This is a genomic window from uncultured Acinetobacter sp. (assembly GCF_947624825.1).
GTDB lineage: Bacteria > Pseudomonadota > Gammaproteobacteria > Pseudomonadales > Moraxellaceae > Acinetobacter.
Genome location: NZ_CANQLZ010000043.1, coordinates 1 through 22,549 on the forward strand (window position 1 = coordinate 1; position 22,549 = coordinate 22,549).

General features: G+C 40.6%; 29 protein-coding genes and 1 pseudogene. All 30 read left to right on the plus strand.

Features of this window, described 5'->3' with window-relative positions; translation table 11 throughout:
* On the plus strand, window positions 1–428 hold a 428-nt coding region (locus Q0017_RS10185), incomplete at its 5' end, for a DUF4055 domain-containing protein (RefSeq protein WP_298146267.1).
* A complete protein-coding gene (locus tag Q0017_RS10190; RefSeq protein WP_298146270.1) occupies window positions 428–676 on the plus strand; it encodes a hypothetical protein in 249 nt (82 codons plus the stop codon). The genes Q0017_RS10185 and Q0017_RS10190, both read left to right, overlap by 1 nt.
* 10 nt (window positions 677–686) lie before the next feature.
* Window positions 687–1,820 carry a minor capsid protein gene (locus tag Q0017_RS10195; protein ID WP_298146273.1) on the plus strand — a complete coding sequence of 378 codons (1,134 nt, stop codon included), beginning with the start codon at window positions 687–689 and terminating at the stop codon, window positions 1,818–1,820.
* Window positions 1,817–2,113 carry a hypothetical protein gene (locus tag Q0017_RS10200; RefSeq protein WP_298146276.1) on the plus strand — a complete coding sequence of 99 codons (297 nt, stop codon included), beginning with the start codon at window positions 1,817–1,819 and terminating at the stop codon, window positions 2,111–2,113. Before Q0017_RS10195 ends, Q0017_RS10200 begins: the two co-directional genes overlap by 4 nt.
* A 40-nt stretch (window positions 2,114–2,153) precedes the next feature.
* Window positions 2,154–2,465, plus strand: coding sequence for a hypothetical protein (locus Q0017_RS10205; RefSeq protein ID WP_298146280.1), 312 nt, complete (start codon window positions 2,154–2,156; stop codon window positions 2,463–2,465).
* Window positions 2,466–2,573: 108 nt separating this feature from the next.
* Window positions 2,574–3,335: a DUF6651 domain-containing protein gene (locus tag Q0017_RS10210; protein ID WP_298146283.1), complete on the plus strand. Its 762-nt coding sequence runs from the start codon at window positions 2,574–2,576 to the stop codon at window positions 3,333–3,335.
* 23 nt (window positions 3,336–3,358) lie between these two features.
* Window positions 3,359–4,312, plus strand: coding sequence for a major capsid protein (locus tag Q0017_RS10215; protein ID WP_298146286.1), 954 nt, complete (start codon window positions 3,359–3,361; stop codon window positions 4,310–4,312).
* 54 nt (window positions 4,313–4,366) lie between these two features.
* The gene (locus Q0017_RS10220; protein ID WP_298146288.1) at window positions 4,367–4,891 is read left to right on the plus strand and encodes a hypothetical protein; all 525 of its coding nucleotides are present in this window, start codon (window positions 4,367–4,369) and stop codon (window positions 4,889–4,891) included.
* 16 nt (window positions 4,892–4,907) lie between these two features.
* On the plus strand, window positions 4,908–5,291 hold the full coding sequence (locus Q0017_RS10225; protein ID WP_298146290.1) for a hypothetical protein: 384 nt from the start codon (window positions 4,908–4,910) through the stop codon (window positions 5,289–5,291).
* Window positions 5,288–5,674: a hypothetical protein gene (locus Q0017_RS10230; RefSeq protein WP_298146293.1), complete on the plus strand. Its 387-nt coding sequence runs from the start codon at window positions 5,288–5,290 to the stop codon at window positions 5,672–5,674. Before Q0017_RS10225 ends, Q0017_RS10230 begins: the two co-directional genes overlap by 4 nt.
* Window positions 5,643–6,050, plus strand: coding sequence for a glutamate 5-kinase (locus tag Q0017_RS10235; RefSeq protein ID WP_298146297.1), 408 nt, complete (start codon window positions 5,643–5,645; stop codon window positions 6,048–6,050). Before Q0017_RS10230 ends, Q0017_RS10235 begins: the two co-directional genes overlap by 32 nt.
* A gap of 93 nt (window positions 6,051–6,143) precedes the next feature.
* Window positions 6,144–6,386 (plus strand): hypothetical protein, encoded by a 243-nt coding sequence (locus tag Q0017_RS10240; RefSeq protein ID WP_298146300.1) that lies wholly within the window; start codon window positions 6,144–6,146, stop codon window positions 6,384–6,386.
* Window positions 6,387–6,429: 43 nt separating this feature from the next.
* Window positions 6,430–6,813: a hypothetical protein gene (locus Q0017_RS10245; RefSeq protein ID WP_298146302.1), complete on the plus strand. Its 384-nt coding sequence runs from the start codon at window positions 6,430–6,432 to the stop codon at window positions 6,811–6,813.
* Window positions 6,810–7,223 (plus strand): hypothetical protein, encoded by a 414-nt coding sequence (locus Q0017_RS10250; RefSeq protein WP_298146305.1) that lies wholly within the window; start codon window positions 6,810–6,812, stop codon window positions 7,221–7,223. The genes Q0017_RS10245 and Q0017_RS10250 overlap by 4 nt, the downstream gene beginning before the upstream one ends.
* Window positions 7,224–7,372: 149 nt before the next feature.
* Window positions 7,373–7,918 (plus strand): phage antirepressor N-terminal domain-containing protein, encoded by a 546-nt coding sequence (locus tag Q0017_RS10255; RefSeq protein WP_298146308.1) that lies wholly within the window; start codon window positions 7,373–7,375, stop codon window positions 7,916–7,918.
* Window positions 7,915–8,277 carry a hypothetical protein gene (locus Q0017_RS10260; protein ID WP_298146311.1) on the plus strand — a complete coding sequence of 121 codons (363 nt, stop codon included), beginning with the start codon at window positions 7,915–7,917 and terminating at the stop codon, window positions 8,275–8,277. The genes Q0017_RS10255 and Q0017_RS10260 overlap by 4 nt, the downstream gene beginning before the upstream one ends.
* A gap of 66 nt (window positions 8,278–8,343) precedes the next feature.
* A complete protein-coding gene (locus Q0017_RS10265; RefSeq protein WP_298146314.1) occupies window positions 8,344–9,354 on the plus strand; it encodes a phage tail tube protein in 1,011 nt (336 codons plus the stop codon).
* Window positions 9,355–9,395: 41 nt separating this feature from the next.
* Window positions 9,396–9,851, plus strand: coding sequence for a hypothetical protein (locus Q0017_RS10270; protein ID WP_298146317.1), 456 nt, complete (start codon window positions 9,396–9,398; stop codon window positions 9,849–9,851).
* A gap of 353 nt (window positions 9,852–10,204) precedes the next feature.
* The gene (locus Q0017_RS10275) at window positions 10,205–10,516 is read left to right on the plus strand and encodes a hypothetical protein (protein WP_298146319.1); all 312 of its coding nucleotides are present in this window, start codon (window positions 10,205–10,207) and stop codon (window positions 10,514–10,516) included.
* A gap of 31 nt (window positions 10,517–10,547) precedes the next feature.
* Window positions 10,548–11,021: a hypothetical protein gene (locus Q0017_RS10280; RefSeq protein ID WP_298146321.1), complete on the plus strand. Its 474-nt coding sequence runs from the start codon at window positions 10,548–10,550 to the stop codon at window positions 11,019–11,021.
* Window positions 11,018–11,377, plus strand: coding sequence for a hypothetical protein (locus Q0017_RS10285; protein ID WP_298146323.1), 360 nt, complete (start codon window positions 11,018–11,020; stop codon window positions 11,375–11,377). The genes Q0017_RS10280 and Q0017_RS10285 overlap by 4 nt, the downstream gene beginning before the upstream one ends.
* 126 nt (window positions 11,378–11,503) lie before the next feature.
* Window positions 11,504–12,202, plus strand: coding sequence for a hypothetical protein (locus tag Q0017_RS10290; protein WP_298146325.1), 699 nt, complete (start codon window positions 11,504–11,506; stop codon window positions 12,200–12,202).
* A 10-nt stretch (window positions 12,203–12,212) separates the two neighbouring features.
* Window positions 12,213–12,620: a hypothetical protein gene (locus tag Q0017_RS10295; RefSeq protein ID WP_298146326.1), complete on the plus strand. Its 408-nt coding sequence runs from the start codon at window positions 12,213–12,215 to the stop codon at window positions 12,618–12,620.
* Between the two features lie 82 nt (window positions 12,621–12,702).
* Window positions 12,703–16,887, plus strand: a complete 4,185-nt coding sequence (locus tag Q0017_RS10300) for a tape measure protein (RefSeq protein ID WP_298146328.1) — start codon at window positions 12,703–12,705, stop codon at window positions 16,885–16,887.
* Window positions 16,888–16,961: 74 nt separating this feature from the next.
* Window positions 16,962–17,345, plus strand: coding sequence for a hypothetical protein (locus Q0017_RS10305; RefSeq protein ID WP_298146330.1), 384 nt, complete (start codon window positions 16,962–16,964; stop codon window positions 17,343–17,345).
* 64 nt (window positions 17,346–17,409) lie between these two features.
* Entirely contained in the window at window positions 17,410–17,892 is a 483-nt protein-coding gene (locus tag Q0017_RS10310) for a hypothetical protein (protein ID WP_298146332.1), read from the plus strand.
* Window positions 17,889–18,386 (plus strand): hypothetical protein, encoded by a 498-nt coding sequence (locus tag Q0017_RS10315; protein ID WP_298146334.1) that lies wholly within the window; start codon window positions 17,889–17,891, stop codon window positions 18,384–18,386. Before Q0017_RS10310 ends, Q0017_RS10315 begins: the two co-directional genes overlap by 4 nt.
* Window positions 18,383–18,712 (plus strand): hypothetical protein, encoded by a 330-nt coding sequence (locus Q0017_RS10320; protein WP_298146336.1) that lies wholly within the window; start codon window positions 18,383–18,385, stop codon window positions 18,710–18,712. The genes Q0017_RS10315 and Q0017_RS10320 overlap by 4 nt, the downstream gene beginning before the upstream one ends.
* Window positions 18,709–21,525 carry a host specificity factor TipJ family phage tail protein gene (locus Q0017_RS10325; protein WP_298146338.1) on the plus strand — a complete coding sequence of 939 codons (2,817 nt, stop codon included), beginning with the start codon at window positions 18,709–18,711 and terminating at the stop codon, window positions 21,523–21,525. The genes Q0017_RS10320 and Q0017_RS10325 overlap by 4 nt, the downstream gene beginning before the upstream one ends.
* 53 nt (window positions 21,526–21,578) lie before the next feature.
* A pseudogene (locus Q0017_RS10330) lies at window positions 21,579–22,549 on the plus strand (hypothetical protein); the annotation flags it as partial.

The window sequence follows — 22,549 nt, forward strand, 5'->3', positions numbered from 1 at the left end:
TGGCTTATGAGCGTATGCAAGATAAGTGGAATCAAATGAAAGAGCTTGGTGCACGACTGATTGAGGTTGGATCTGCAAACAAGACAGCAACCCAAGCGGATCATGAATCGAGTGTCCAGCATTCGGTCTTATCACTTGTTGCGGCCAATGTGTCAGAGGTTCTTACCAATGCATTACGTTGGTGTGCCAAATTCGCAATGCCAACACATGATTTTAAAGTGGATGAGCTTAGCTTTCAGATCGCTCAAGACTTTAATAAGCCGAAGTATGATCCGCAGCGTTCTAAATTGATTTATGAAGCATGTCTTGCAGGTCAATTGCCGATGTATGTTTGGTATCACTACGAGCAAACAGGTACATTCCCTGAAGACAAATGGGATGACATTGTGCTCAAAATTGAGCAGAAGAATGATGGAGTAAATGAATAGTGAAAGTATTAAGAGCAGGCTCTTTAATTGATCAACAAACTTACCAAACCACATGCAATAAGTGCCATTCAATACTAGAGTTTCAAAAACACGAAGCAAAAGTCATGTTTGAAAGAAATGAAAAATTGTTTTGCATTAACTGCCCTGTTTGTCAATTTAATATTTATATTTCTGAACAAGCACTAAAGCAAAAGTTGGTTTCTAATCAAAGTGGTGATTTTCGAGATCAGCCATTCGAACCCAAATAGGATGTGATGTATGAACCCAGCGCAAAAAGCCTTACTTGATGCGCTCGTTCAGCATCAAAGTTATTTATTCCGAGCGTCATCACAGGCTGTGAATGAGATCACGGCGATATTCAATAAACTATCACATAGCCAAATTAGCGCCATCTTTGAGCTTATTGAGTCTTTAACTGATTCCGAGCGCAAAGCATTGGCAGTGATGGACTTTAGCTCTAAAGCGAAAACAAGCCGCGCTCTAAGCGAAATTAAAGCTATTTTGAATGAATGGTTTGCTTTGTTGGCGACTGAGCTTGATGTGGGGTTTGAGAAAAGCGCCGTGGCCTTAGCTGTGTACGAAGCAACGTATGCTGCTGAGTGGTTGGGTGAGTCTGCAGCATTGGTATCAGGTGAAAAGCTTTATAAAGAGATTAAGCAAAGACCTTATGCTGGTGGGCAATTGGTTAAATATCTTTTTTCAGGTTTAACTGAAAGTCTACGTCGTAATGTTGAGCATGTTATTCGTGATGGTGTAAGCCAAGGTCAAACCAATACTGAGATTATTCGGCGCATTAAGGGTAAGCGAGTCAAAGAGGGTGGTAAGTATATCTACAAAGGCGGCTTGCTTGATGCGCCTATAACAAGCATTGAGCGTCAAGTACGCACGGCGCGTAGTCATATCAGCACAGCGACTTATATTGATACCTATAAGGCTTTGGGTGCTGAGTATGTCAAGGTTGTGGCGACATTAGATGGGCGTACCTGTAAGACTTGCGGAAATCTCGATGCCAATGTTTACCACATTGATGATGCATCACGGCCACGCTTCCCAATTCATCCAAATAACCGAACAACTTATGTGCCATGCGATAAAGATGGCAACTTAGCAGGTAAGCGGCCTTTTGTAATGGATGAGCGAAAAGTTAAAGATATTCCAAAAGATGAGCGCAAACATTTGATTGGCCAATTGGATGCCAATACAAAGTTTAAGGATTTCTTTGACCAAGCAGATGAGTTTTTTCAGCGTACATGGCTTGGTAAAACCAAGTATGAACTTTATAAAAAAGGCGGTTATACGCTAGATAAGTTTGTTGATCCACTTGGTAAGCCTTACACGATTGCTCAGTTAAAAGAATTGGATGCGAAAACATTTAAGGAGTTGGGATTGTGAAGTACAAAAAAAAGCCTGTTGTGATTGAGGCGTGGCAAAATAGTGATGAAAACGAATTTCCTGAATGGCTAGATAGTGCTGATTTGGGTCGTGAACCAGGTGGTGTCATTCTAATTAACACCCTAGAGGGCGTAATGAAAGCAATGCCAGGTGATTACATTATCAAAGGTGTGCAGGGTGAGTTTTATCCATGCAAGCCTGATATTTTTGCGGCTACTTATGAAAAGGTTGTTGAGCCAATGAAAGATATATATGGGGTGTGTACTTCTTTTGTGTCTGATTTTGGGCTTTAAAGGTTATAGCAGTCGCTCGATAGAGGATTTAATGTGAACAATGGTTTTTTTTGAGCGGGTAACAGGTTTTATTGATTTGGTAAACCGTGATGAATTTAAAGCAACAAGCGCCAATCACGGCGCTTTTTTAATGAGTAAAGAAATGCCAAAAGAACTACAACCACATGAAAAACGTGTTTTGGATGAACACTCTGAGCTGTGCGAAAAGATTGAAAAACTGGCTGACTTCCTGTCTAAGCCACAACCATCATTTATTGATGACGATCAGTGGTTTTTATTGAATGCGCAATTAAGTGCTATGTCGCTGTATAGCAATATCTTATTTCAGCGCACCAAAGCCTTTTTTAAATAAACCAAATTCAAATAGAGCACCTTCGGGTGCTTTTTTATTACCTGCTGAAAGTGGATACGGACAGCGCAAAGAGCGGATGCTCATCAAAAATATAGGGTCGGATGACTTATGAAACCTAAAACGATTGAAGTAAATGGTCAGAGTTATGCAGTAATTCAAGACGGTAAGCCGGTGTATGTGCATGATGATGGCTCGGAAGTTCCACACGATGCACCGCATACAGTGGCAACGATTAGCCGCTTAAATGGTGAAGCCAAAACACATTGTGAAGCCAAAGAGCAGCTAGAAAAGCAAGTGAAAGCGTTTGAGGGTTTAGACCCTGAACAAGCCAAGCAAGCTTTAATTACAGTGCAAAACTTGGATATGAAAAAGCTAGTGGATGCTGGCGAAGTGGATAAGGTGAAAGCCGAAATTACTGAAGCACTGAAAAAGACCTACGAGCCACAATTACAGCAGCTTCAACAAGAGCGTGACGCTGTACAGCAACAGCTACACGGCGAATTGATCGGCGGTGGCTTCGCACGTTCTAAGTTTATTCAAGACAACATCGCCGTGCCGATGGATATGGTCCAAAACACTTTTGGTAAAAACTTCAAAATTGAAGATGGAAAAGTGGTGGCCTATGGTGCGGACGGTCAGAAAATCTATTCACGCTCACGTCCGGGTGAAGTCGCTGACTTTGATGAAGCTTTAGAAACTTTGGTGGGTGGATACCAACACAAAGATTCGATTTTAAAAGGTTCTCAAGCTGGTGGTGGTGGCTTCCAAGGTGGTGGTCAGGGTGGCGGTCAAGCACCTAAATCACTTGCTGATTGCAAAACCAAAGAAGAAAAAGTGGCTTACATGAAGCAAGTGGGCGAACAAACTTAATTTAAAAACTCAAGGAGAGGCTCATGCCTTTTGATTTACAAGTATTTAATAAACAAACTTATGTTGCGATGACTGAAACGGTTGTGCAAGATATTGAAAAATTCAATGAAGCCTCTCAGGGTACAATTCAGTTAATTAATGAGCCATTTGGTGGTGACTTTAATATTGAAGCATCATTTAAAGCGATTCAAGGTATTGTGCGCCGTCGTAATATTGATGGTAATGGTACGGTAGCAGCAAAACGCCTCGAGCAGTTGCTTGATGTAGCTGTAAAGGTGGCAGCAGGCACACCACCAATTGAATACGAAAAAGCACAATACTTGTGGTTACTCCAAAACCCCGAATTAGCAGCTTTAACGATTGGTGAGCAGCTTGGTAAAGCTCGTTTGGCTGATATGTTGAATGCAGGTATTTTGGGCGCAGCAGGTGCAATTTCTGGGAATACTCAAGCTGTTTATGGTGATGGCAATATTGCAGCAAACTTTAAGTTATTAAATAAGGGTACTGCATTAATGGGTGATCGCTCAAGCGCAATTCGTGCTTGGATTTTACACTCAAGCACTATGCACAATCTGTTTGATAATGCTTTGTCTAACTCAGAAAACCTATTCCGCTACGACGGTGTAAATGTAGTGCGTGATCCGTTTGGTCGTTTGTTTGTGGTCACTGATGCACCCGCATTAATCAATACTGGTGCCACTCCAACCTACAATACGCTCGGTCTTGTTGAGGGTGCGATTGTTGTTAATGATAGCAACGACTTTAATGCTGAATTGGTGCCAAGCACTGGTAGTGAAAACATTAAGTACACATATCAGGCTGAATGGTCATTCGCTGTAGGTGTGAAAGGTTATGCATGGAATCAAGCCGCAGGCGGTAAATCACCAACCGATGCTGCAATTGGTACGCCAACCAATTGGGATTTAACGGCATCAAGCGTGAAAGACACGGCAGGTATTTTGGTTAAATCGGCTTAATTTAAACAAAGGGTACACAAACCATGTGTACCCCTTTTTTTGGAAATCTTAAAAATGAATCAAAAACAAAAACCACGTCTGTATTTTACAAATGACTTTTCTCCTGAAAACGTGAAAAAGTTACAAGGTCAAGGTTGGACACTACGCCGTGCAAGTGCTTATCGTCCGGGTGACTCCTTGGAAGAGTGCTCTGAGGTATCAGGTGATGTGCCACAGGCTTATCTGGATGCTAAAAAAAAGGCAAATGGTAAGCTTACAGTTCAGCTTGATGTAGAAACATCACCAGCACTACAAAAGGCCTTAGATGATGCTAAAGCTGAATGTGAAAAAGTAGCTGCTGAAAATACAGAACTTACAGAGCAGCTTAAAAAAGAGCGCCAAGCAGTTAAAAACCTGACCGATGAAGTGACAGACACCAAAGCAATTTTACAGGCCATTGAAGCCGAACGTGATGCACTAGCTGCAAAGCTCACGGCGCTAGAAGCCAAAGAAACTGTGATTGTTGTAAATGAAACCACAGCAATTGGTTCAGAGAAAATTGCTGTAAATGCTGCAAAGGCCGCTAAAGCCAAAACATAAAAATAAGGAATAACCCATGAGCTTTATTACTCAAGAACAGGCTGAACAGATTTTAGGGGCAGAATTTGCGAACGCTAGTGATAAAGCTCGCCTTGTTTTGCTCTCAAACACCTGGATGAAAAAGGCTGTTGGTTTTGTGCCGGATGAAATCGCAGACGAATTAAAGATTGCTGCATGCGAAATCATTAAAGGTATTCAATCAGGTGACTTGTACTCAGGCATTGAACGCCAAACTAAACGTGAGCGCGTGAAAGCCGAGGTGGAAGTTGAAGAAGAATTCGTTGAGGGGAGTGTGGCTGTATCCCAGTATGAACAGATCGCACGTGCTTTGATTGACTCACTTGATCTTGTAAATCCTAACGCCGTGCTGGGCTTTGGGTTTGAGGTGTTTCGGGGATGATTAATAATAATTATGTGCCTGAATGGCATGTCTCACCTTTTGAACACTCGAAATACACCTTAGTCCGTAATCAAGATCAATTTGATTTGTTGTTTGATGATATGAATGACACGCAAGAGTTTATGCATTTGGGTGCAGGTGCTCAGGTTGATTATTATGATGACGGCAAACATTGTGTTGTTCAATTGGGTGATTGCTCCGAAAGAACATTGATTGAAATCCATGGGCTTTTATTGCATGAATCTGTACACATTTGGCAACGACTAAAAAAACTAATGGGTGAAAAAGAGCCTAGCATTGAGTTTGAGGCGTATTCAATACAGCGCATCGCTCAAGACCTGTTTGAAATGTATGAGCAGAGTGAATGTCATGATTCGAGATAAAGTTCAAGCAAAGATTGCTAAGGCCTTTAACGGTAAGGCAGCTGATGCAGTCAAAACGTTTACCTGCACCAAAGAAATCGCCACAGGTGACTTTGATTTTGTAACACAGACTTATCCAAAAATTATAGTTGAGGCTTATTCGGGCCGAGGCGTATTTGGTAGCTACAAGAAAGATTGGGTAAAACCTAGCGATTACCAAGTCGAAGATATTAAGCTCACGGCGCTACAAAATGAAGTCGTGAAAGATGGTGAGCCATATCAACCGCAGGCTGATGATGTTTTAGATACGCCTTATGGACAGTTAAAAATTGTCGGGCCAATCAATCAGGATCCAACGAGCGCCGTGTGGGTATTGCAGTTGCGCAAAGCAGGGTAGTAAAAAGTAGTGTTAAAAAATTTAAATTAATGGTGGATTTATATACACATTGTGTTATTTGTGTATCTAACAAAATTAACTAGATGACTCATTATGTCGATTAAGCAACCATCAGAAGCTATTAAAAAACTTCTCCAAGAAAAAGTTGAGAGATCTTACGCTACGGAAATAGCTAACGGTAATCAATACTCTATTAGTTATAGTTATGAGCAAGGCCAGCAAAAAGCTGTTGTGAGTTTTTATAGTGCTAGCTCCACTGCAACCGCTATATATGAATTAAAAACTCATAATAATGGGGAGCCTTATTGGTACATGGTTAGAGATTGGAATGATTGATATAAAGCAAACCCACTGAAGTGGGTTTTTTAATGGGTGAAATATGGGATGGGGTAAGAATCCACCAAGCAAGTTTATTCATACAGTGAATGATGATGCTGTGAGCTTGGTTGTAAATATCGTGAAAGACGCTTATCCATACCTTGTCCTTGGCACACCTGTCGTGGATGGCACGGCGCGAGGTAATTACCGCGTTTCAATCAATATGCCTGACTTCGGTTTTAGTAACGCCGTGCAAGATGTCTCAGGCACCAGTGCAATTAACAAAGGTGTTGCCTATGTTGTCCAAAACTTTAAGCTGGGCGATGTGGTTTATCTGCAAAACAACTTGCCGTATATCCGCAGACTTGAAAATGGTTGGTCACAACAAGCACCAAAAGGCATGTTTAAACTCACTATGCAGTACATTCGAGGTAAATACAAATGATGACCACTATTCAAGCTGAAGATGCGATATACGCGAAAATAGGCGCATTTAAAGGTATTCCTACTGAGAATATCCGCATTGATAATCAGCCAACAAAAGACGGCAAGCCTTTTGTGCCGCCTACTGATGCGCCGTGGTGCCGAGTATCAATCGATTACTCGCCAAGTCAGGTTGCCTCGCTTGGTGGTGAAGATGCATGCATTCGTGACTTCGGCATCATCTCTATTCAGTGCTTCACGCCAAAGAACAAAGGCACACGCGACATGGCAAAACTTTGTGATGATTGGCGAGCGCACTTAAAAGCGTTTCGTGATGATCATTTGGAAGTTTATGTGGTGCATGCGCCTGAAAAAATGGATGAAGATAACTTTTATGCTCGGATTATTCGAGCTGAGTTTAGAATAAATTAACTTAAATCTTTAATTAGGCCGTCCTTTATGGGCGGTTTTTTTATGCCTGTTCTTGGGCAAAAAACTGGCTAGAACGACGGTTTGAAAAGCACGTTTCATATTCAGCGTGCCTGCCAGTTTCCTTTTTTGAATATGATTGGGAGAATGCTATGAATATGGTAGCGCAACCGCAGACTGTATTTTTTTACAATACTCAATTATCAATTATTGAACACAATAACCAACCTTACGTACCAATGAAATTGGTTGTCGAAGGTATGGGTTTGGATTGGAAGAGCCAACACAGAAAGCTTGCTTCAAGTCCGAGATGGGGTATGGTCAAAATGACCATCCCTTCAAGTGGTGGTATTCAGGAGATGCTTTGCATTCCACTGCGAAAACTATTTGGATGGTTTAATTCAATTAGTGCAAACAAGGTGAAGCCTGAATGTAAAGAGGTTGTCATTAAATACCAAGAAGAATGTGATGATGTGCTGTGGAGCTACTGGACAGGGAAACTGAATGCCAGACATAAGGCATTTGATGAGCTGAATAAAATCGATATGGATGAAAAAATCTCAAAGGCAAAAGCTACACTACATAGTCATGGCTTACACCTACGCAAAGCTGAAAAGAAAACCAATAAGCATAAGCGTCAGGATTGGATTAACCAAAATACACTGCTACTCAATTTTTGTGGAGAGAATCTAGCATGAATCCAATTACAGACAATGCATACCTTATTTTTGCGTGCAGACAGGTAAATGATGGTGATTTAGAGGCCGATTTCATTATTGATAGCATGGTTTATGTTGTTGTGGCTGCATCCAAAGCCAACATGCTTAATCTTGCTGAAAAGCAGGAGGAAATAGAAACCAAATTTCCAAAACATAAGATCATCACGACACAGCGACCATTGTTTAACTTAATTGAGACACTTGATCAGCTTGAGAAATTGGAAGCTGCAATGATTGCAGATGGTGATCTGATTGATAATAAGCCTACTGGTCGAATCGTTGATGCATTTGATTGGAATAAAAAGCATGACGGAGCGAGACAGCGCGGCCACTGCTAAAGAGAAACTCAAAATCCAACGCCACCACAGGGTGGCTTTTTTATTGCTTAAAATTAAGGAGTCGCCATGTCTAAGGGCACCGACGTATCGATTTATATTGCTGAAGAACAAACAGCAAACATTTTACCAACTACACCGATCTGGCATACAGTGCGTCGTACATCAGATAGTTTGAAGCGTACTGTTTCCGTATCAGAATCGGATGAAATTCTTGATACGCGCTTTGAGCAAGGCTCAACGGCTGATAGTGCTGAAGCAGGCGGTTCAATTGAATTTGAATTCTCAGCTCAATCGCAAGACTTGTTTTTTGAAGGTGTGGCAGGTAATAAATTTACTGTTGTTGATGGGTTGGATGTGCTTGAAATTGGTGGTGATGAGCTTGCAACATTTACAATCGTCAAGCATGACCGCAAATTAAATTACATTGAAATTCTGACCGGCGCACGCATTGGTGAACTATCAATCACAGGTTCAACAGAAGGGAAAATCACAGGTTCGGTTACGATCAATGCGACCAGTTACGATGATCAAGCCACTGTATCACCGGTAGTTAATCCATTGCCCACTACAGAAACCAAAGTGCTGTCATCCGTGGATGTAAACACATTCAAACTGAATGATGTAAATACTGTAGGTACGGCGTGTGCTGAAGAATTTACACTGACTATTTCAAACAATCTAACCGGTAAAGGTTGCTTGGGTAGCCAAAGCCTGATTGCTAATCGCTTTAGTGAGGGTCGTGTCACAGTTACGCTTAATACCACGGTTGCATTGACCACTACATCCAAGCAGTGGATTCCTTACGTGATTTCGCGTGAAACCATGACAGCTCAAATTGGTCTTGAAGATAAAAACCAAAATGGCTACATCTTCAACTTCACCAAACTTGAATTAAATAACGATGGTATTTCTGATACCAACGCGACTGATGATCGCACCTTGGCTCTAGAGCTTAAGCATATTCGTGAACCAATGACCATTACACGCGCTTTAAGCATGCCGATCACACAGGCCGCCGCAGCACGTATGGATTATTTAGCAAACACGGTTTTACCTGAAACATTAGGTAATCTGTAATTTAAATATTACGCCGCTTTCGGGCGGCAATCGGGGGAAAGATGGCATTTACAACAGGTAAAGAAAATACAGTTTCAAAGTGGGAAAAATTCACAATTGAGGGTCAAACTATTGAGTTGAAAATTCGTAGTGCAGACTATGAGCCATTTCGTGCAATGCAAGACAAAGCAACGCCGGCATACAACGAGCAATTTTTGCTTGGTGTCAAAGAAGATGATCTTAAGCCATATCATTACTTTTTAATGCAAGCCTTTGCTGTACTGATTCAGGATTGGAAAGGTGTGGATTTTGAGGTGTTTGATGAACACGGCGAACTCAAAGAAACCATTACCAATGCGCCGTGCACACCTGAAAATAAGCTAAAGCTACTCTATGGTGGTGATGTGGGTGTGCAGGTTTGGGATTTTGTGCGCGGTAAATCTAAAGAAATCTCGGAAGAACTCAAAAAGAAACGCGATGAAGTTTTGGGAAAGTCACAAAATACTACGATTGGCTAAATACTGAAGGTCAGTTAAGTGATCATCAAAAGTCTATTCGTAAAAGACAAGGCCATGAGTTTGATCCTGAGCCGCCATGTGATTATGAAACACTAGAAATTATCAATGCGTACAACATTATTGCACGTTCGCGCACTTGGAATGATTGCGCGATGCCGATAGGCATTACACATATTTATGATTATTTAAATATTTATGATGCACCAGTTGAGCTGTCAATTTTTGTTGATGCAATCATGGCGATTGATAATGTTTTGGTGGATTCAATCAATAAAAAATTATCATCCAAAAGTAAAACCAAGTGATTTTTGGATTGCTTGGTTTAATATATGATCTCCATAGAGGGTTTATATATGAAAAAATTATTAATTGTGGGTTTGTTGGGGTTTAGTTTGGTGGGTTGTGGTAAGGGTGAGCCAAGTCCTGATGAATTAAAAGCATTTAAAGAGGTAAAGGCTCAGGGCGCTGTAAAGCAATTACTTAAAGATCCTGATTCTGCAAAATTTCAAAATATGGATGGCATGTGTGGTGAGGTAAACTCAAAAAATAGCTTTGGTGCATACACTGGATATCAAAGATTTGTTGCTGCTCCAGATCTGGCTATACTAGAAACAGAAGTACCAAAAGATACATTTAATGAAGTATGGTCTAATCTCTGTAATTAACTGCATTAAGATAAAAATAAGGGGTTTAATTATGCTTATTGATATTACCGACTCTTTAAATGTTCCAGCTTTGAAAGAAGCACAAGATAAGATGAGTGTTCTTGAGAAATTTAAATTATTGAAAAATAATGGAGATATACGATCTGCTGCTGATTTGTTGGAAAGTTCATGTATAGAACCGCATATATATCATGGTCATTACAGGGAGTTATTCACTGCTTGGCGACAAATCAACAAAGAGGATTTAAAGCAGCATAAATATCATAGTGTGATTGAGAGGGTTTTAAAGGCCATAAAAATGAATGATGATATGCTTTCAGAGATGAGTAATTATTGGAGTAATATTCACAAAAAGACCATGTCTAAAGCCTATTTTTCTAAAAGTTATAGCCATATAAAAATTACAGATGCTAAAAACCTATTAAAAGCAGGTTTAGCAATAGATGATAAAAAGGCAATTAAAATTGCTGAGAATCTTATAAAAACATTTGAAGGATCAAAATGAAAAATAAGAAATTGTTAGTTTTAATACCTATTATTACTCTTAGCACATTTACTCATGGGAAAATGACCAAAGATAATGCAATAGAGGAAATCTGTGGTTCAATTTCTGAATATTCCGAATCTGTAATGCAGTCTAGGCAACTAGGTGGAAAAATGGTCGATAGTATTAAACTAATCAACCAATCAGGCGCAGCTGAGCCTATAAAAAATTTCCATAAAAGCATTGTTTTTGAAGCATACAAAGAACCCAAATGGGCTACAGAAAAAAATCAAAAAAATGCTGTGACTGAATTTAGCAATAAAATGTATCTCGTGTGTAATGAGTCATTTAGGAATGAATTAAAAGATTTAGATTAAATGAAACCACCTTCGGGTGGTTTTTTGACAATATAAATTCACAATACATTACAAGAATATTGATATAATCAAAGAGAATCAAAATCAACTGAAAGAGTTTTTCCTCACCAAAATGGAAAACACACAATGAAAGCAAAGCCTTTAGCCCAAGAACTACTTGATGAACTTACAGGGTTTGATCAAAGCATCTTGCTGTCTGAATTTAAAAGACATCGCTATTTATTCGAATGTGATAAAGCAATCCGAGTAGCTCCAGCAGAAGGTTATATGTGTAAAGCTATTGTGCATTCACTTTCTAATGATTTTGATCAAATGTATCAAAACTTCCAGATTGCTATGAGATTAGCTCCAAATGATAAGCTAATAAAAATGAATTGCATTGCATCTTTAGCTAATTATGGGCGTTTTGAAGAAGTTTCCAATCTTATTGATATTAATGCATTAAACCAAGAATCAATAGAAATTGACGCATTCTACAGAGTATTATTCTCAACACTTGATCTAGACACAATTAGAAAAATAGATAGCGATTATGCGGATCAAATCGAAAATATGCTTGCTGAAATTGAAGTTGAAATCAGTGATGCTAAGAAATACATTACACTGTTCAATAATGTAATGTCTCAAAAAAAGATTAGGTTTGGTTTAATCCCTGCTGTAAGTTGGAGGTTGGACGAAGACTTATTTGTTTACTATGATTTTGTTGGAACAGCAGAGCAATCGATAGAATTTATGGATGAATTTGATAATTTAGTTGCTGATCTTGATTTAAAGCATGTTGCTCGCAAGATCACTATTGTTTTACTGCCTATTGGCTCTTGCTAGGCTGCATAAAATGAAATTTAAGCCTTACGATCGCCTACTGAGCTCAAGAGATATTTTAAATAAGTGTGAGCAAAATGAGGCAACTTACAGAAGTGTAATACATCAAGCTTATTATGCATCCTTTAATCAACTCACTGATGAAATTGAGAATAGACTTTTTTATCCTATTGATCCAAATACAAAAAGATCTAGTGTACACAAGGCTCATATTGATGCTTGTATAGATCGGCAAGATAGTATTAAAAAGGATCATGTGGATTTTGATAATCTCGAATTAATTATAAAAAACATCAAACGACTAAGGGGTATTAGACGTATCTCGGATTATGAGCTAAATAAAGTTGTAAACAAAAGTGAAGCCGAGCTTGCGATACTACTCTCAACTAAAGTATTTGACTCTATAGAAAAATTAACCTGAATTTGACCGTCCTTTATGGGCGGTTTTTTAATACCCATTATTTACCGCCTCACGGCGGTTTTTTATTGCCTGGAGAAAAGTAATGGCAGAGCAAGAAAGCCGCTTAGCGATACGCATTGATTCACAGCAAGCCCTTAGAACATCGCGAGAACTATCACGAGAGTTAGATAACATTACGCGTGCCGGTGATCGTGCTGAACATCAAGTGACTGCAACCGGTTCTGCCTTGCAAAATCTTGCGGGTTATATGGCAGGTGTGGTGACTGTTGGTAGTGCGATTAGCAAAATGGATGCCTATACAGGGATTCAAAACCGCTTAAAGCTTGTTACTAAGTCGCAAGAAGAACTCAACCGCGCAATGAAGGATACCTTTGATATTGCTTGGCGTTCTGCGCAATCTTGGGATGCTGTAACCAGTGTCTACACAAAGTACTTATCTAATGCAAAGACATTGGGTATTACACAAGCCGATGTTGCCAAACTCACCGAAACAACATCAAAAGCTGTAGCAATGAGTGGATCTACAGCTGAAGCCGCAGCCGGTGCGCTATTTCAGTATGGCCAAGCGCTTGATGGTGGGGTGTTGCGTGCCGAAGAATTTAACTCACTTGTAGATGGTGCAGGTGGTTTACTTAATGCCATGGCCACAGGTTTAAATGTTACACGCGGTGAACTGCGCCAAATGATGCTGGATGGAAAGCTTACAGGCGAAACCATCACCAAGGCATTACTTGCGGCTGGCAGCAGTGTTGAAACCCTATACAGTCAAACAGACACCACAATTAAAGAATCATTTACTTTAATGAATAATGCTTTAACTCAATTTGTAGGTGAGGCGGGTAAATCAAGTGGTGCAGCCAAAGCGCTTTCTGATGCGATTAAGGTGTTAGCTGAAAACCTAAACTTAATTGCGCATATTGCAATTTTGGGTGGTGTAGCAGCAATCACCAAAGCCATCGTTACACAAGTCATTGCAATGAAGTCATTGATTGCAGCATCCGTACAACGCCGTGCAGCCGCAGCAGCGGAGCTACAAGCACAGGCTCAACTTGCAGCGATGGAGTTACAGCGTAGTCGTCAAAATGTTGCTATAGCAGCACAAGAAATCCATTTAGCACGACTTGATCTTAACTCAGCAACAACCAAGCAAGCGCGTGCATTAGCTGTTCAACGACTCACAGCGGCAGAGATTGCACACAACATTGCTTTAAATGCTAATAGCAAAGCCACAGCAGCCAACACGGCGGCAACTACTGCTAATAATGCTGCAAAAACACTTGGTGCGCGTGCAGCTGCATTAGCATCAGCAGCGTTTTTAGGCCCTGCGGGTATTGTGATCGGGGTAACAGCTTTAACAGCTGGCTATTTACTGATGAGCAACCACGGCGGTGATGCCAACGATATGCTCAAAGATCAGGCAGGCTATGCAGGCATGGCGGCTGACGAGCTAGAGCGTTTATCAGGCAATCAAGCCAAAGCTGCCAAGGTTGATCTCACAACAGCAATCAAAACACAGTCACAAGAACTTAAAAACGTAAAACGCGACTTTGAGGACCTTGTTTTAGCACTTTACAAAGAAAGTGATAATAAAGACCTGTATCGCATTTGGGCAGAAATGACCGCAGGTGTACTTGATACAGAAGAAGCATTTAAGCGTTTAAATGCGGTTGAAGGTATTGAAGCATCCGACATTAAGCGTGCAGCTGATTACGAAAAAGAGCATCGTGATTTAAATAAAACGCTGCTTGATAGTAAAGAAAAGCTCAAGCTTGTTGAAAATGGTATTGATGGTGTAGGCAAAAAGGCCAAAGATTCTGCGGCAGAAATTAAAGGCTTTTCCGAGGAAATTAAAAAACTTCTTAAAGAAGCCGATCAAAGCATCATTACATCAACAGTGAATACTGCACTTGCAAGTAATGGTTATGATGATGAACTTGCTGCCATTATCAACAAGTACATTCAGCTTGATGGTGCTATCACCAAAAATGCGAAAGGCCAAAGTGTATTCAGAGATGAGATCAAGAAAAAGATCAATGAAGAATATGCAGCACGCATGAAAGAGATTGGTGCTCTTGATACCCGGAATGAAAAAGAGCGTGAGCGTACTAAGGAGTTAGAGAAGCAAGCAAAACTCACTAAAGCAAGTACGATTGATGCGGTGATTGCAAGTGGTGAAGGTGGGTATAACTCATACAATAATGGTGTGGCTGGTGATGCCACAGGTAGAACCAAAAACCTTACTGGTATGACGCTAGCTCAGGTCATGGCGAAACAAAAAGGCAGTAAATCCACAGGTCGAGAGTTATTCGCCGTGGGTAAATACCAAGTCATCCCAAGCACACTAAGAGATGCAGTAAGCGCTTTAAAGTTGGATAAAAATCAATTATTCAGCCCTGAGATGCAAGAAAAGATATTTCGTGAATATTTGGTCAGTGTAAAACAACCAAACGTGAAGAAATTTATTACCGGCAAAGGTGGGTTATCACCAGCACTGGATGCTTTAGCTGTTGAGTTTGCATCAGTCGCAGATCCGGCAACCGGTCGATCCAAGTATGGTGATCGTGGTGGCAACAAAGCCTCTATTTCATCGGAGCAAATGGCTCAATCATTATTGGCCACTCAAAAGATTTACCGGGAGAATATTGCACTTGGTATGTCGGCAGAGGAGGCTTGGGCTAAGAGCTTCAATGCTCAAAGGACTGTGGTTAAGCAAGCCGAGTTGGATGTTGATAAATATCTACAAGAGGTTTTGGAAAGCCATGAATCGCAAGCTGAAGAACGCAAACGGATTACCAATGAGGTTGCTGATTACGAAACCCAAGTCCGTAATCGCTTAAAAGATGAATTGGAAAAGGTGGATGCGGCAGGCTTTAGTGATGCTGATGCTCAAAAAGCGAAGGATTTTTACGAGAAACAAGCCAATCTTGATATTCAGGCATTTAAGGATGCTCAACAAGCAAAGCTTGATGCCTTAAAAGATTTTCAGCTTACTGAGGCACAACTTATTAATAAGCGTACAAGTGATCAAGAAAAGGATTTAAAGCGTCAACAGGAGTTGGGAGAACTAACACTCGAGCAATACACTGAAGGCTCTTTACTGATTGAACAGCGCCGCAAGCAAGAACTTTCTGAGCTCAAAGTAACTCAAAATGCTCGCATTGCATCATATAAGGAAATGTACTCAAAAGAGGAAGAAGCGGTTTTAGATCGTTATCTGACCGAGCTTGAGCAAATTCGACTTATTCAGAATGAGTTAGAGCGTAATGAGGCATTGAGAGCTTTATCATTTAGCACGCTTCGCGGCGGTGTTGGTTATGATGATGAGTTTTTGTCAGCACCTTATGCAAGTACACCTCAAACCAATACAGGTGCTTTGGATGCTGAGTATCAAAATGAATTGCAGCGCATGCAAGCAATTCATGCTTTGCAAGTTGCTACAGCACAAACCAACAACGCTGAACTACTTGCGATTGAGCAAGAGTATCTAAACGCCAAAGCGCAGTTGCAAGATGAGTATAACGCCAAGATAGGTGTTGCACGCCAAGCGGATCACGAGTCTCAACTTCAACTTTATAGCATGATGCTATCTCAAACGAGCGCTGTTTGGGGAAGCATGACGCAGATGGTAAGAGATAGCCATGGTGAGCAATCAGGCGCATATAAGGCTATGTTCTTAATGCAGCAGGGTGTTGCAATGGCTTCGGCTATGGTAGCAGCACATTTAGCAGCAGGTCAGGTTGCAGCAGATGCAACAATTCCTTTCTTTGGTGCAAAAGTGCTTGCTTCTGAGGCAATGTTGGCACTCGGTTACACCAACGTCGGCATGATTGCAGCACAAACAATTGCTGGCTTTAAAAACGGCGGCTTGATTACAGGCCCCGGCACAGGCACAAGCGACAGCATTCCAATCATGGCCTCAAATGAGGAATTCATGATGCGCAACGCTGCTGTAAAAAGCATTGGTGTTGATAATCTTAACTATATGAATAAATACGGCAAATTACCTGAGCAAACCAATCGTGTCGGCAATAACATTGCTAACACAATGACAGGTAATGCGGTAAATGTTCAAGTTGAGCCAAAAATCATCATTAATGTGCCAGAAGGCTACACGGCGCAGCAGTCACAACTAGATGACGGAGCTATTGCGATTGATGTGATTAAGCGTGTAGTTAGAGGAACATTGAGAGAGGACATGCATAATGTAAACAGTGACTTTGGTAAATCATTAAGACAAACATATAACGTTAGTGTGAAGCGTTTTTAAGGGGAAAATTTAGTGGTGATTTAGGTGTGAGTTTGTTAACTTAAAGCCGCTTTAAAAAAATTAATGAGAATGCTATGAGTAGAACAGATACAAATAAACTAATTAAAGATTTATGTGAAATGATTGAGCAGGATAATTCTCAACCCATCTACGTAACTTTAGTTGCTGGTGGTCAGTTAATCACTGGTCGTATGATTAGTGAGAGTCAGTTTTTTGCCCTATCTGATAACATTGCACTCCAAGAACATTTTAATAATGAAATTGCTGGTGAGCGTAAAAAAATTTTGGACTCTATAGAAAGTGGTGATCCATTGGGTTTCCCTGATGAGCTTAAAGAGTACTTTCTTTACCTTGCTGATGCTGCTTATATACTGGGGTCTAAGTCATTTGGCGGATTAAGTATTCAGGTGAGAGTTTCGGATATATCCGCTTTTACTTATTGCGGGCTTAAAGTTTAATTAAATCAAGACAAGAAAAACCACCTTCGGGTGGTTTTTTTATGCCCAAATTAAGGAGATAAAAATGGCCGAATTACTCTTGGCTTACAGTCCATTGCAAAGCGGCTATTCTGTTGATCATGCAGCGCGAGTTGAAGAACAGATACTCGCGCATGGTTTACCGCGTTATCGCCGTGTCGCGCATGGTGGGCCGCATAAGGTGGTTGTGAATTGGAAAACTAAGGCACGCGGCTATGAATACTTGATGTCTTTTTACAATCAGTGGGCAGACAACCCAAACCAACCATTTAAGGCATTGCTTTTAATTGGAAATGGTCGATTAGAAGAATATGAGTGCACATTTGCCGGTGGCCAACCACCAAAACTCAATGGACAGAATGGGCCTAACTTCACAATATCTGCCGAGTTTTATGCAAATCCACTGCCACGTATTGTTGATTGGGAAAAGTTTGTCGTGGCGCTTGGTAAAAATGACCCATTTGAAGCACAAAATGCTTTAGAAAAACTTGTAAATAAAACACTGCCTGAGCTGTGGGGTAATCTATGAGCAATGATCAGCGTTATATTGAATTTTTTTTGAATGCCAGTGGTGCACTGTATGAGATTGATTGCTTAGAGCTTTCTCACCCACAGTTTGCGGTGCCATTTCGCTATACCATGGCTAATCCGCTTGGCTTAGATGTGCAACATGAAGATGGCTCACCACGGCGTTACAACTATCAACTTATGGGCATCACAGCGCAAACAGTGCGCAATGATTTAGATCAGAAGCTTGATGCCACTATTGTTGATTATGACGACACATTGATTGAAGCAGTTGAAGGAATCGAAAGTGGTGCTGTGCAGGTTGCATTGCGCAAATATCGCAGTGATGACCTAACTTCACCAGTACACACCATTAAGACCTTAGAGGCTCGAAAGATTTCTAAGGATAGCGACGGCAAAGTTACGTTTGCTGCTGAAGCTGCATCATTAAACAGTGTTGGTACCGGTGAATTGTACACATTAAGTCGTTTTCCATTACTGCGAGGTACTTTATGAGTGATAACGTTGTAAATGAGATGCTAGATCGTGAATGGACCAGTACCTATACCTGCCATGAGTTTGCATGTGAGGCGTGGCAAAAAATTACAGGTGAATGTTTAGAGTCGCGACTGACAGCTTTTTTAAATGGTCACGGTAGTTTTGAAAAACTCTCAGAACCCATTTCACCGTGCATTACACACTTTCAGCTGAATGACCGAAGCTCTACTCATGTAGGGCTTTTTTTTGAGGGGCAGATCTTACATTTGCATTTAAGAAATGGTCAGTACGTACCGCTTGAAGATGTGATGCTGCATTTTAAAGAAGTGAGCTTTTATCGATGAACATTGTTCACATTATTCCAAATGAAAAAGACATAAGTACATGGACCACCAAGCAAGTTGAAAATGTGCTTGATTATTTGCTTGAAGAATTTCAAGGCTTTCCAAAAAACGCGCGGATTTATCACGGCGGCTATGCAGTTGCCAATGATGTTACACCTGCACCAACCTTTGTTGATATTGAGCGCTTTAAGCAGCTTGAAGGCACATTCTATGTGGTCATTAAGCCAAGCTTAGAGCCTGCAACAATTATTGCGATTGTATCCGCTGTGGTATCAGGTTTGAGTGTTTTAGCCACGTTTTTAATGATGCCTAAAGCACAAAAACAACAACAAGAATCACCAAACAACTCATTAAATGCACGTCAAAACATAGCGCGTATAAAAGGCCGTATTCCTGAGATTTTTGGCACCGTGCGCAGCTATCCTGATTTGATTGCTGAAACCTACACGTATTTCAATACAGATGGGGTAGAGGTGGAGCGCTCATTGCTCTGTATCGGTAATGGCTTTTACTCAATTCTTGATGTTAAAGATGCAACCACGCGAGTGAGCGATATCGCCGGCACATCGGTCAGTGTCTACGATCCAGGTGTAGATATTCGCACAATACCAGTTTGGCGCAGTGGTAAAACATTCACTGATTTGCCGTTTGAGGTGGTGAAGTCACGGTCAATTACAGGTCAATCACTTGATTCACCCGAAGATGCTTTGATTGAAACCAACAAAGTTTATTTCACGAGTAATGGTGAAATTAAGCGCCGTGATACCACTATCGATTTCACTACACTTGGCATCATGGCAGATGAAACGCTAATTATTAGCGGTGCGGTGCTTAATGATATTACAAGCAACTTTTCCGGTGCAGTGACGTTATTTACTGATAAAACCTTAGCATTCACAACTGGCGACATTAAAGACTTTGATAAGTATCGCAGCATTAATTTAACCGGTTTTAATACAACAATTAAGGAATGGTTGAATTTAGGGGATACGCCAAGTCAATTTAATCGCAGCGTCAATATGTCTGCTGAATATCGTGTATCAAATATTACACGGACAGCTGCAGGTGCAAATGCATGGACCTATGTTGCTGAGCTAATTAATCCCGAAGATCAAAATCAGTCGTGGATTAACTTTGTTGATCCGACACTAGAAAATACATCCAAAACTGACACTAGCTCAACAGTTACACTCAAAAACAATCTGAATAGCGTATCAATGGATGGTTCATACGTCGTTACATCAATCTCAGCTGACACGATAAAACTCGATACAACATTTCCTAATATTGATGTCTCAACACAATCTTATAGCCCAACTGTGGTATTAGAAAAACTTTCATCAAAATATGTGGGTTGGCATGATTTATTGATGGATGATGCTGAAGAAGCGGTGTTTAATTTTCACTTTCCGCAAGGTCTATACCGTCAAAACTCGAAAGGTGGTGTGAGTAACGACTGGACCAGTTATAAGCTTGAATATCAAGTTTTGGGTAGTGATGGTGTACCAATGGGTGCGGTCATGGAAATTGTGCAGCGCATTGATGGTAAAACCAAAGCCAGCTTTGGTAAAACTGCACGGATTCCATTGCCGGCAGGCAACAGTGGTATTCGCTTTCGTTTAAGTCGAAGCCGTTCCGATATCGCAAACAACGTCATTGCTCAAATGAACATTAAAGATGTTTACCTTTGTAAACAAAGCACAATCGCGTCCTACCCAGGTGTGACTGTGGTGCAATCCGAGGCTGTTGGTGGTGATGGTCTTTATGCAATTACAGATCGTAAGTTAAATATGTTGGTGCAACGTCGGTTGCCACAAGACGGTACAGGACCACTCATTGCAACAAATCGAGCTGATCAAACCCTGATTTACACAGCACTTGAAAAGCAAATTGGTCGAAGATCGATTGGTGAAGTAGATGTGGCTCAGATTAAGTCTGAGATTGCTGCAGTTGAAAGCTATTTTGGTAACTCTAAGGCAGTTGAGTTTTGCGCCACTTTGGATGATCCGAAATTAAGCTTTGAAGAAACTGCAAGCATGATTGCATCAGCGGCATTCTGTGAAGCTACACGCTTTGGTAATCAATTGCGTTTGTATTTTGAAAAACCTCAAACCACAGCGCGACTCTTATTTAATCACCGCAATAAGGTACCAAGATCAGAGAAACGCACATACACCACATCGATTGATAATGAGTACGACGGTGTAGAGATTGAGTATACAGACCCGAAAGATGATGCTCGTGTAACCTACACAGCACCCGAAAATACTGCTGTGACCAATCCCTTAAAGATCGAGTCTACAGGTATTCGCAATGCTGAGCAGGCCAAAACAAGAGCGTGGCGCGAATGGAATAAGATGCGGTATCGCCGTGTTGATATTGAGTTTGAAGCGTTGGATGAGGCTAATATCCTAGTTAGAAATAACATGATTATGGTTGCTGACAATACACGAGAGAAAACTCAAGATGGGCAAGTGATTAAAGCAGAAGGCTTAAAGCTTACATTATCTCAAGATGTGGATTTTTCAGGGCAAGCAAGTATTTATTTGCAGATGCCGAGCGGCATGGTTGATGTGATTGGCTGCCAATTGGGTGAGTATTCAAATGAAGTAATTTTAAATCGAACACCACTTTATCCTGTTGTGACTGAATCTGATCGCTATGTAAAAACAGCTTATCAAGTCGTAAAAGCGAGTGAAAAAACACAAATGTTCTTACTTGCAAGCGCTGACCCAGTTACACAGATGACGCAAAAGCTGACTGCTTATAAATACGATGCACGTTACTACAGTGCGGATCATCAATTTTTCTAAAACATTTTATTTTTAAGAGCGCCGTGTGGCGCTTTTTTTATTGGAGTTCCCAAATGGGTGTTGAGCAAATCATTCGAGATTTTGAACAAGATGCAAGAACTGCAGAGCAAGCAGTAACGATAAAACAAGTGGTTACACCACGAACCGGCGATCCATTTAAAGCACTCCCACTCATTGCGCAAGAAGCAGAGCAACAAGTTGCAGATACACTTCAAGCATTAAACTTTGAAGCTGAATTGGCTGTAGAAGATGTTATTAATCACAACATGACTCGCGGCTTTGCAACTGAAACAATCTTAAAAGCCTGGAAACCCAACTTCGATGGTGCCCGCGCTAAAGCGGACGATACAAAGAAAATTTGGCGTTGGGAATTGACCAGTGCTGCAGGTGTAACGCCAATCACAGGAAATTGGGTTGATACAGGGCTGAGTGAACTTGATCAAGCGAAAGATTTTACAATCAATAACTTAAGTTATTTTTCAGTAAAGTCTAAAAATCTATTTAACAAAGCTACAGCTTTGTTAAACACATCAATCAGCACAACTGGTGCTATTGAGGCAGATCCGTTGCGCTGGTTAAGTGATTATATGGAAATCTCACTTGGAGAAACATTGCAAGTCACAGCAGGCACTTATCGTATTGCACTTTTTGATGTGAATAAGCAGTTTATCACTCGAACTGGCACAACAAATAATGAAGCTGGTAATGCGACATATACAAATTCAGCTATCTCATTAGCTAAATACTTTCGAATTTCAGGAACAAATAATGTAGATGATGTAATGCTGAATAAAGGCAACGCTTTGTTGCCTTTTGAAAATTTTGGAACATTTATTAAACCCGAATCAATTCCAAAAATTGAACAAGAAATTCCTGTAATCACACCAGAAATGACCGATTTCTTTGCTGTTTCTAAAAACTTATTTGATAAAAGCAAGATTTTAGCGAACACATCAATCAGCACAACTGGTGCTATTGAGGCAGATCCGTTGCGCTGGTTAAGTGATTATATGGAAATCTCACT

Excerpts from the sequence above, each read along its gene's own strand:
- Q0017_RS10215 (WP_298146286.1), top strand. The coding sequence starts at position 3,359 with ATGCCTTTTGATTTACAAGTATTTAATAAACAAACTTATGTTGCGATG.
- Q0017_RS10280 (WP_298146321.1), top strand. The coding sequence starts at position 10,548 with ATGCTTATTGATATTACCGACTCTTTAAATGTTCCAGCTTTGAAAGAA.
- Q0017_RS10325 (WP_298146338.1), top strand. The coding sequence starts at position 18,709 with ATGAACATTGTTCACATTATTCCAAATGAAAAAGACATAAGTACATGG.
- Q0017_RS10235 (WP_298146297.1), top strand. The coding sequence starts at position 5,643 with ATGAGCAGAGTGAATGTCATGATTCGAGATAAAGTTCAAGCAAAGATT.
- Q0017_RS10315 (WP_298146334.1), top strand. The coding sequence starts at position 17,889 with ATGAGCAATGATCAGCGTTATATTGAATTTTTTTTGAATGCCAGTGGT.
- Q0017_RS10270 (WP_298146317.1), top strand. The coding sequence starts at position 9,396 with ATGGCATTTACAACAGGTAAAGAAAATACAGTTTCAAAGTGGGAAAAA.
- Q0017_RS10305 (WP_298146330.1), top strand. The coding sequence starts at position 16,962 with ATGAGTAGAACAGATACAAATAAACTAATTAAAGATTTATGTGAAATG.
- Q0017_RS10230 (WP_298146293.1), top strand. The coding sequence starts at position 5,288 with ATGATTAATAATAATTATGTGCCTGAATGGCATGTCTCACCTTTTGAA.
- Q0017_RS10225 (WP_298146290.1), top strand. The coding sequence starts at position 4,908 with ATGAGCTTTATTACTCAAGAACAGGCTGAACAGATTTTAGGGGCAGAA.
- Q0017_RS10295 (WP_298146326.1), top strand. The coding sequence starts at position 12,213 with ATGAAATTTAAGCCTTACGATCGCCTACTGAGCTCAAGAGATATTTTA.
- Q0017_RS10250 (WP_298146305.1), top strand. The coding sequence starts at position 6,810 with ATGATGACCACTATTCAAGCTGAAGATGCGATATACGCGAAAATAGGC.
- Q0017_RS10310 (WP_298146332.1), top strand. The coding sequence starts at position 17,410 with ATGGCCGAATTACTCTTGGCTTACAGTCCATTGCAAAGCGGCTATTCT.
- Q0017_RS10275 (WP_298146319.1), top strand. The coding sequence starts at position 10,205 with ATGAAAAAATTATTAATTGTGGGTTTGTTGGGGTTTAGTTTGGTGGGT.
- Q0017_RS10255 (WP_298146308.1), top strand. The coding sequence starts at position 7,373 with ATGAATATGGTAGCGCAACCGCAGACTGTATTTTTTTACAATACTCAA.
- Q0017_RS10195 (WP_298146273.1), top strand. The coding sequence starts at position 687 with ATGAACCCAGCGCAAAAAGCCTTACTTGATGCGCTCGTTCAGCATCAA.
- Q0017_RS10260 (WP_298146311.1), top strand. The coding sequence starts at position 7,915 with ATGAATCCAATTACAGACAATGCATACCTTATTTTTGCGTGCAGACAG.
- Q0017_RS10210 (WP_298146283.1), top strand. The coding sequence starts at position 2,574 with ATGAAACCTAAAACGATTGAAGTAAATGGTCAGAGTTATGCAGTAATT.
- Q0017_RS10220 (WP_298146288.1), top strand. The coding sequence starts at position 4,367 with ATGAATCAAAAACAAAAACCACGTCTGTATTTTACAAATGACTTTTCT.
- Q0017_RS10290 (WP_298146325.1), top strand. The coding sequence starts at position 11,504 with ATGAAAGCAAAGCCTTTAGCCCAAGAACTACTTGATGAACTTACAGGG.
- Q0017_RS10320 (WP_298146336.1), top strand. The coding sequence starts at position 18,383 with ATGAGTGATAACGTTGTAAATGAGATGCTAGATCGTGAATGGACCAGT.
- Q0017_RS10300 (WP_298146328.1), top strand. The coding sequence starts at position 12,703 with ATGGCAGAGCAAGAAAGCCGCTTAGCGATACGCATTGATTCACAGCAA.
- Q0017_RS10265 (WP_298146314.1), top strand. The coding sequence starts at position 8,344 with ATGTCTAAGGGCACCGACGTATCGATTTATATTGCTGAAGAACAAACA.
- Q0017_RS10205 (WP_298146280.1), top strand. The coding sequence starts at position 2,154 with ATGGTTTTTTTTGAGCGGGTAACAGGTTTTATTGATTTGGTAAACCGT.
- Q0017_RS10285 (WP_298146323.1), top strand. The coding sequence starts at position 11,018 with ATGAAAAATAAGAAATTGTTAGTTTTAATACCTATTATTACTCTTAGC.
- Q0017_RS10245 (WP_298146302.1), top strand. The coding sequence starts at position 6,430 with ATGGGATGGGGTAAGAATCCACCAAGCAAGTTTATTCATACAGTGAAT.
- Q0017_RS10240 (WP_298146300.1), top strand. The coding sequence starts at position 6,144 with ATGTCGATTAAGCAACCATCAGAAGCTATTAAAAAACTTCTCCAAGAA.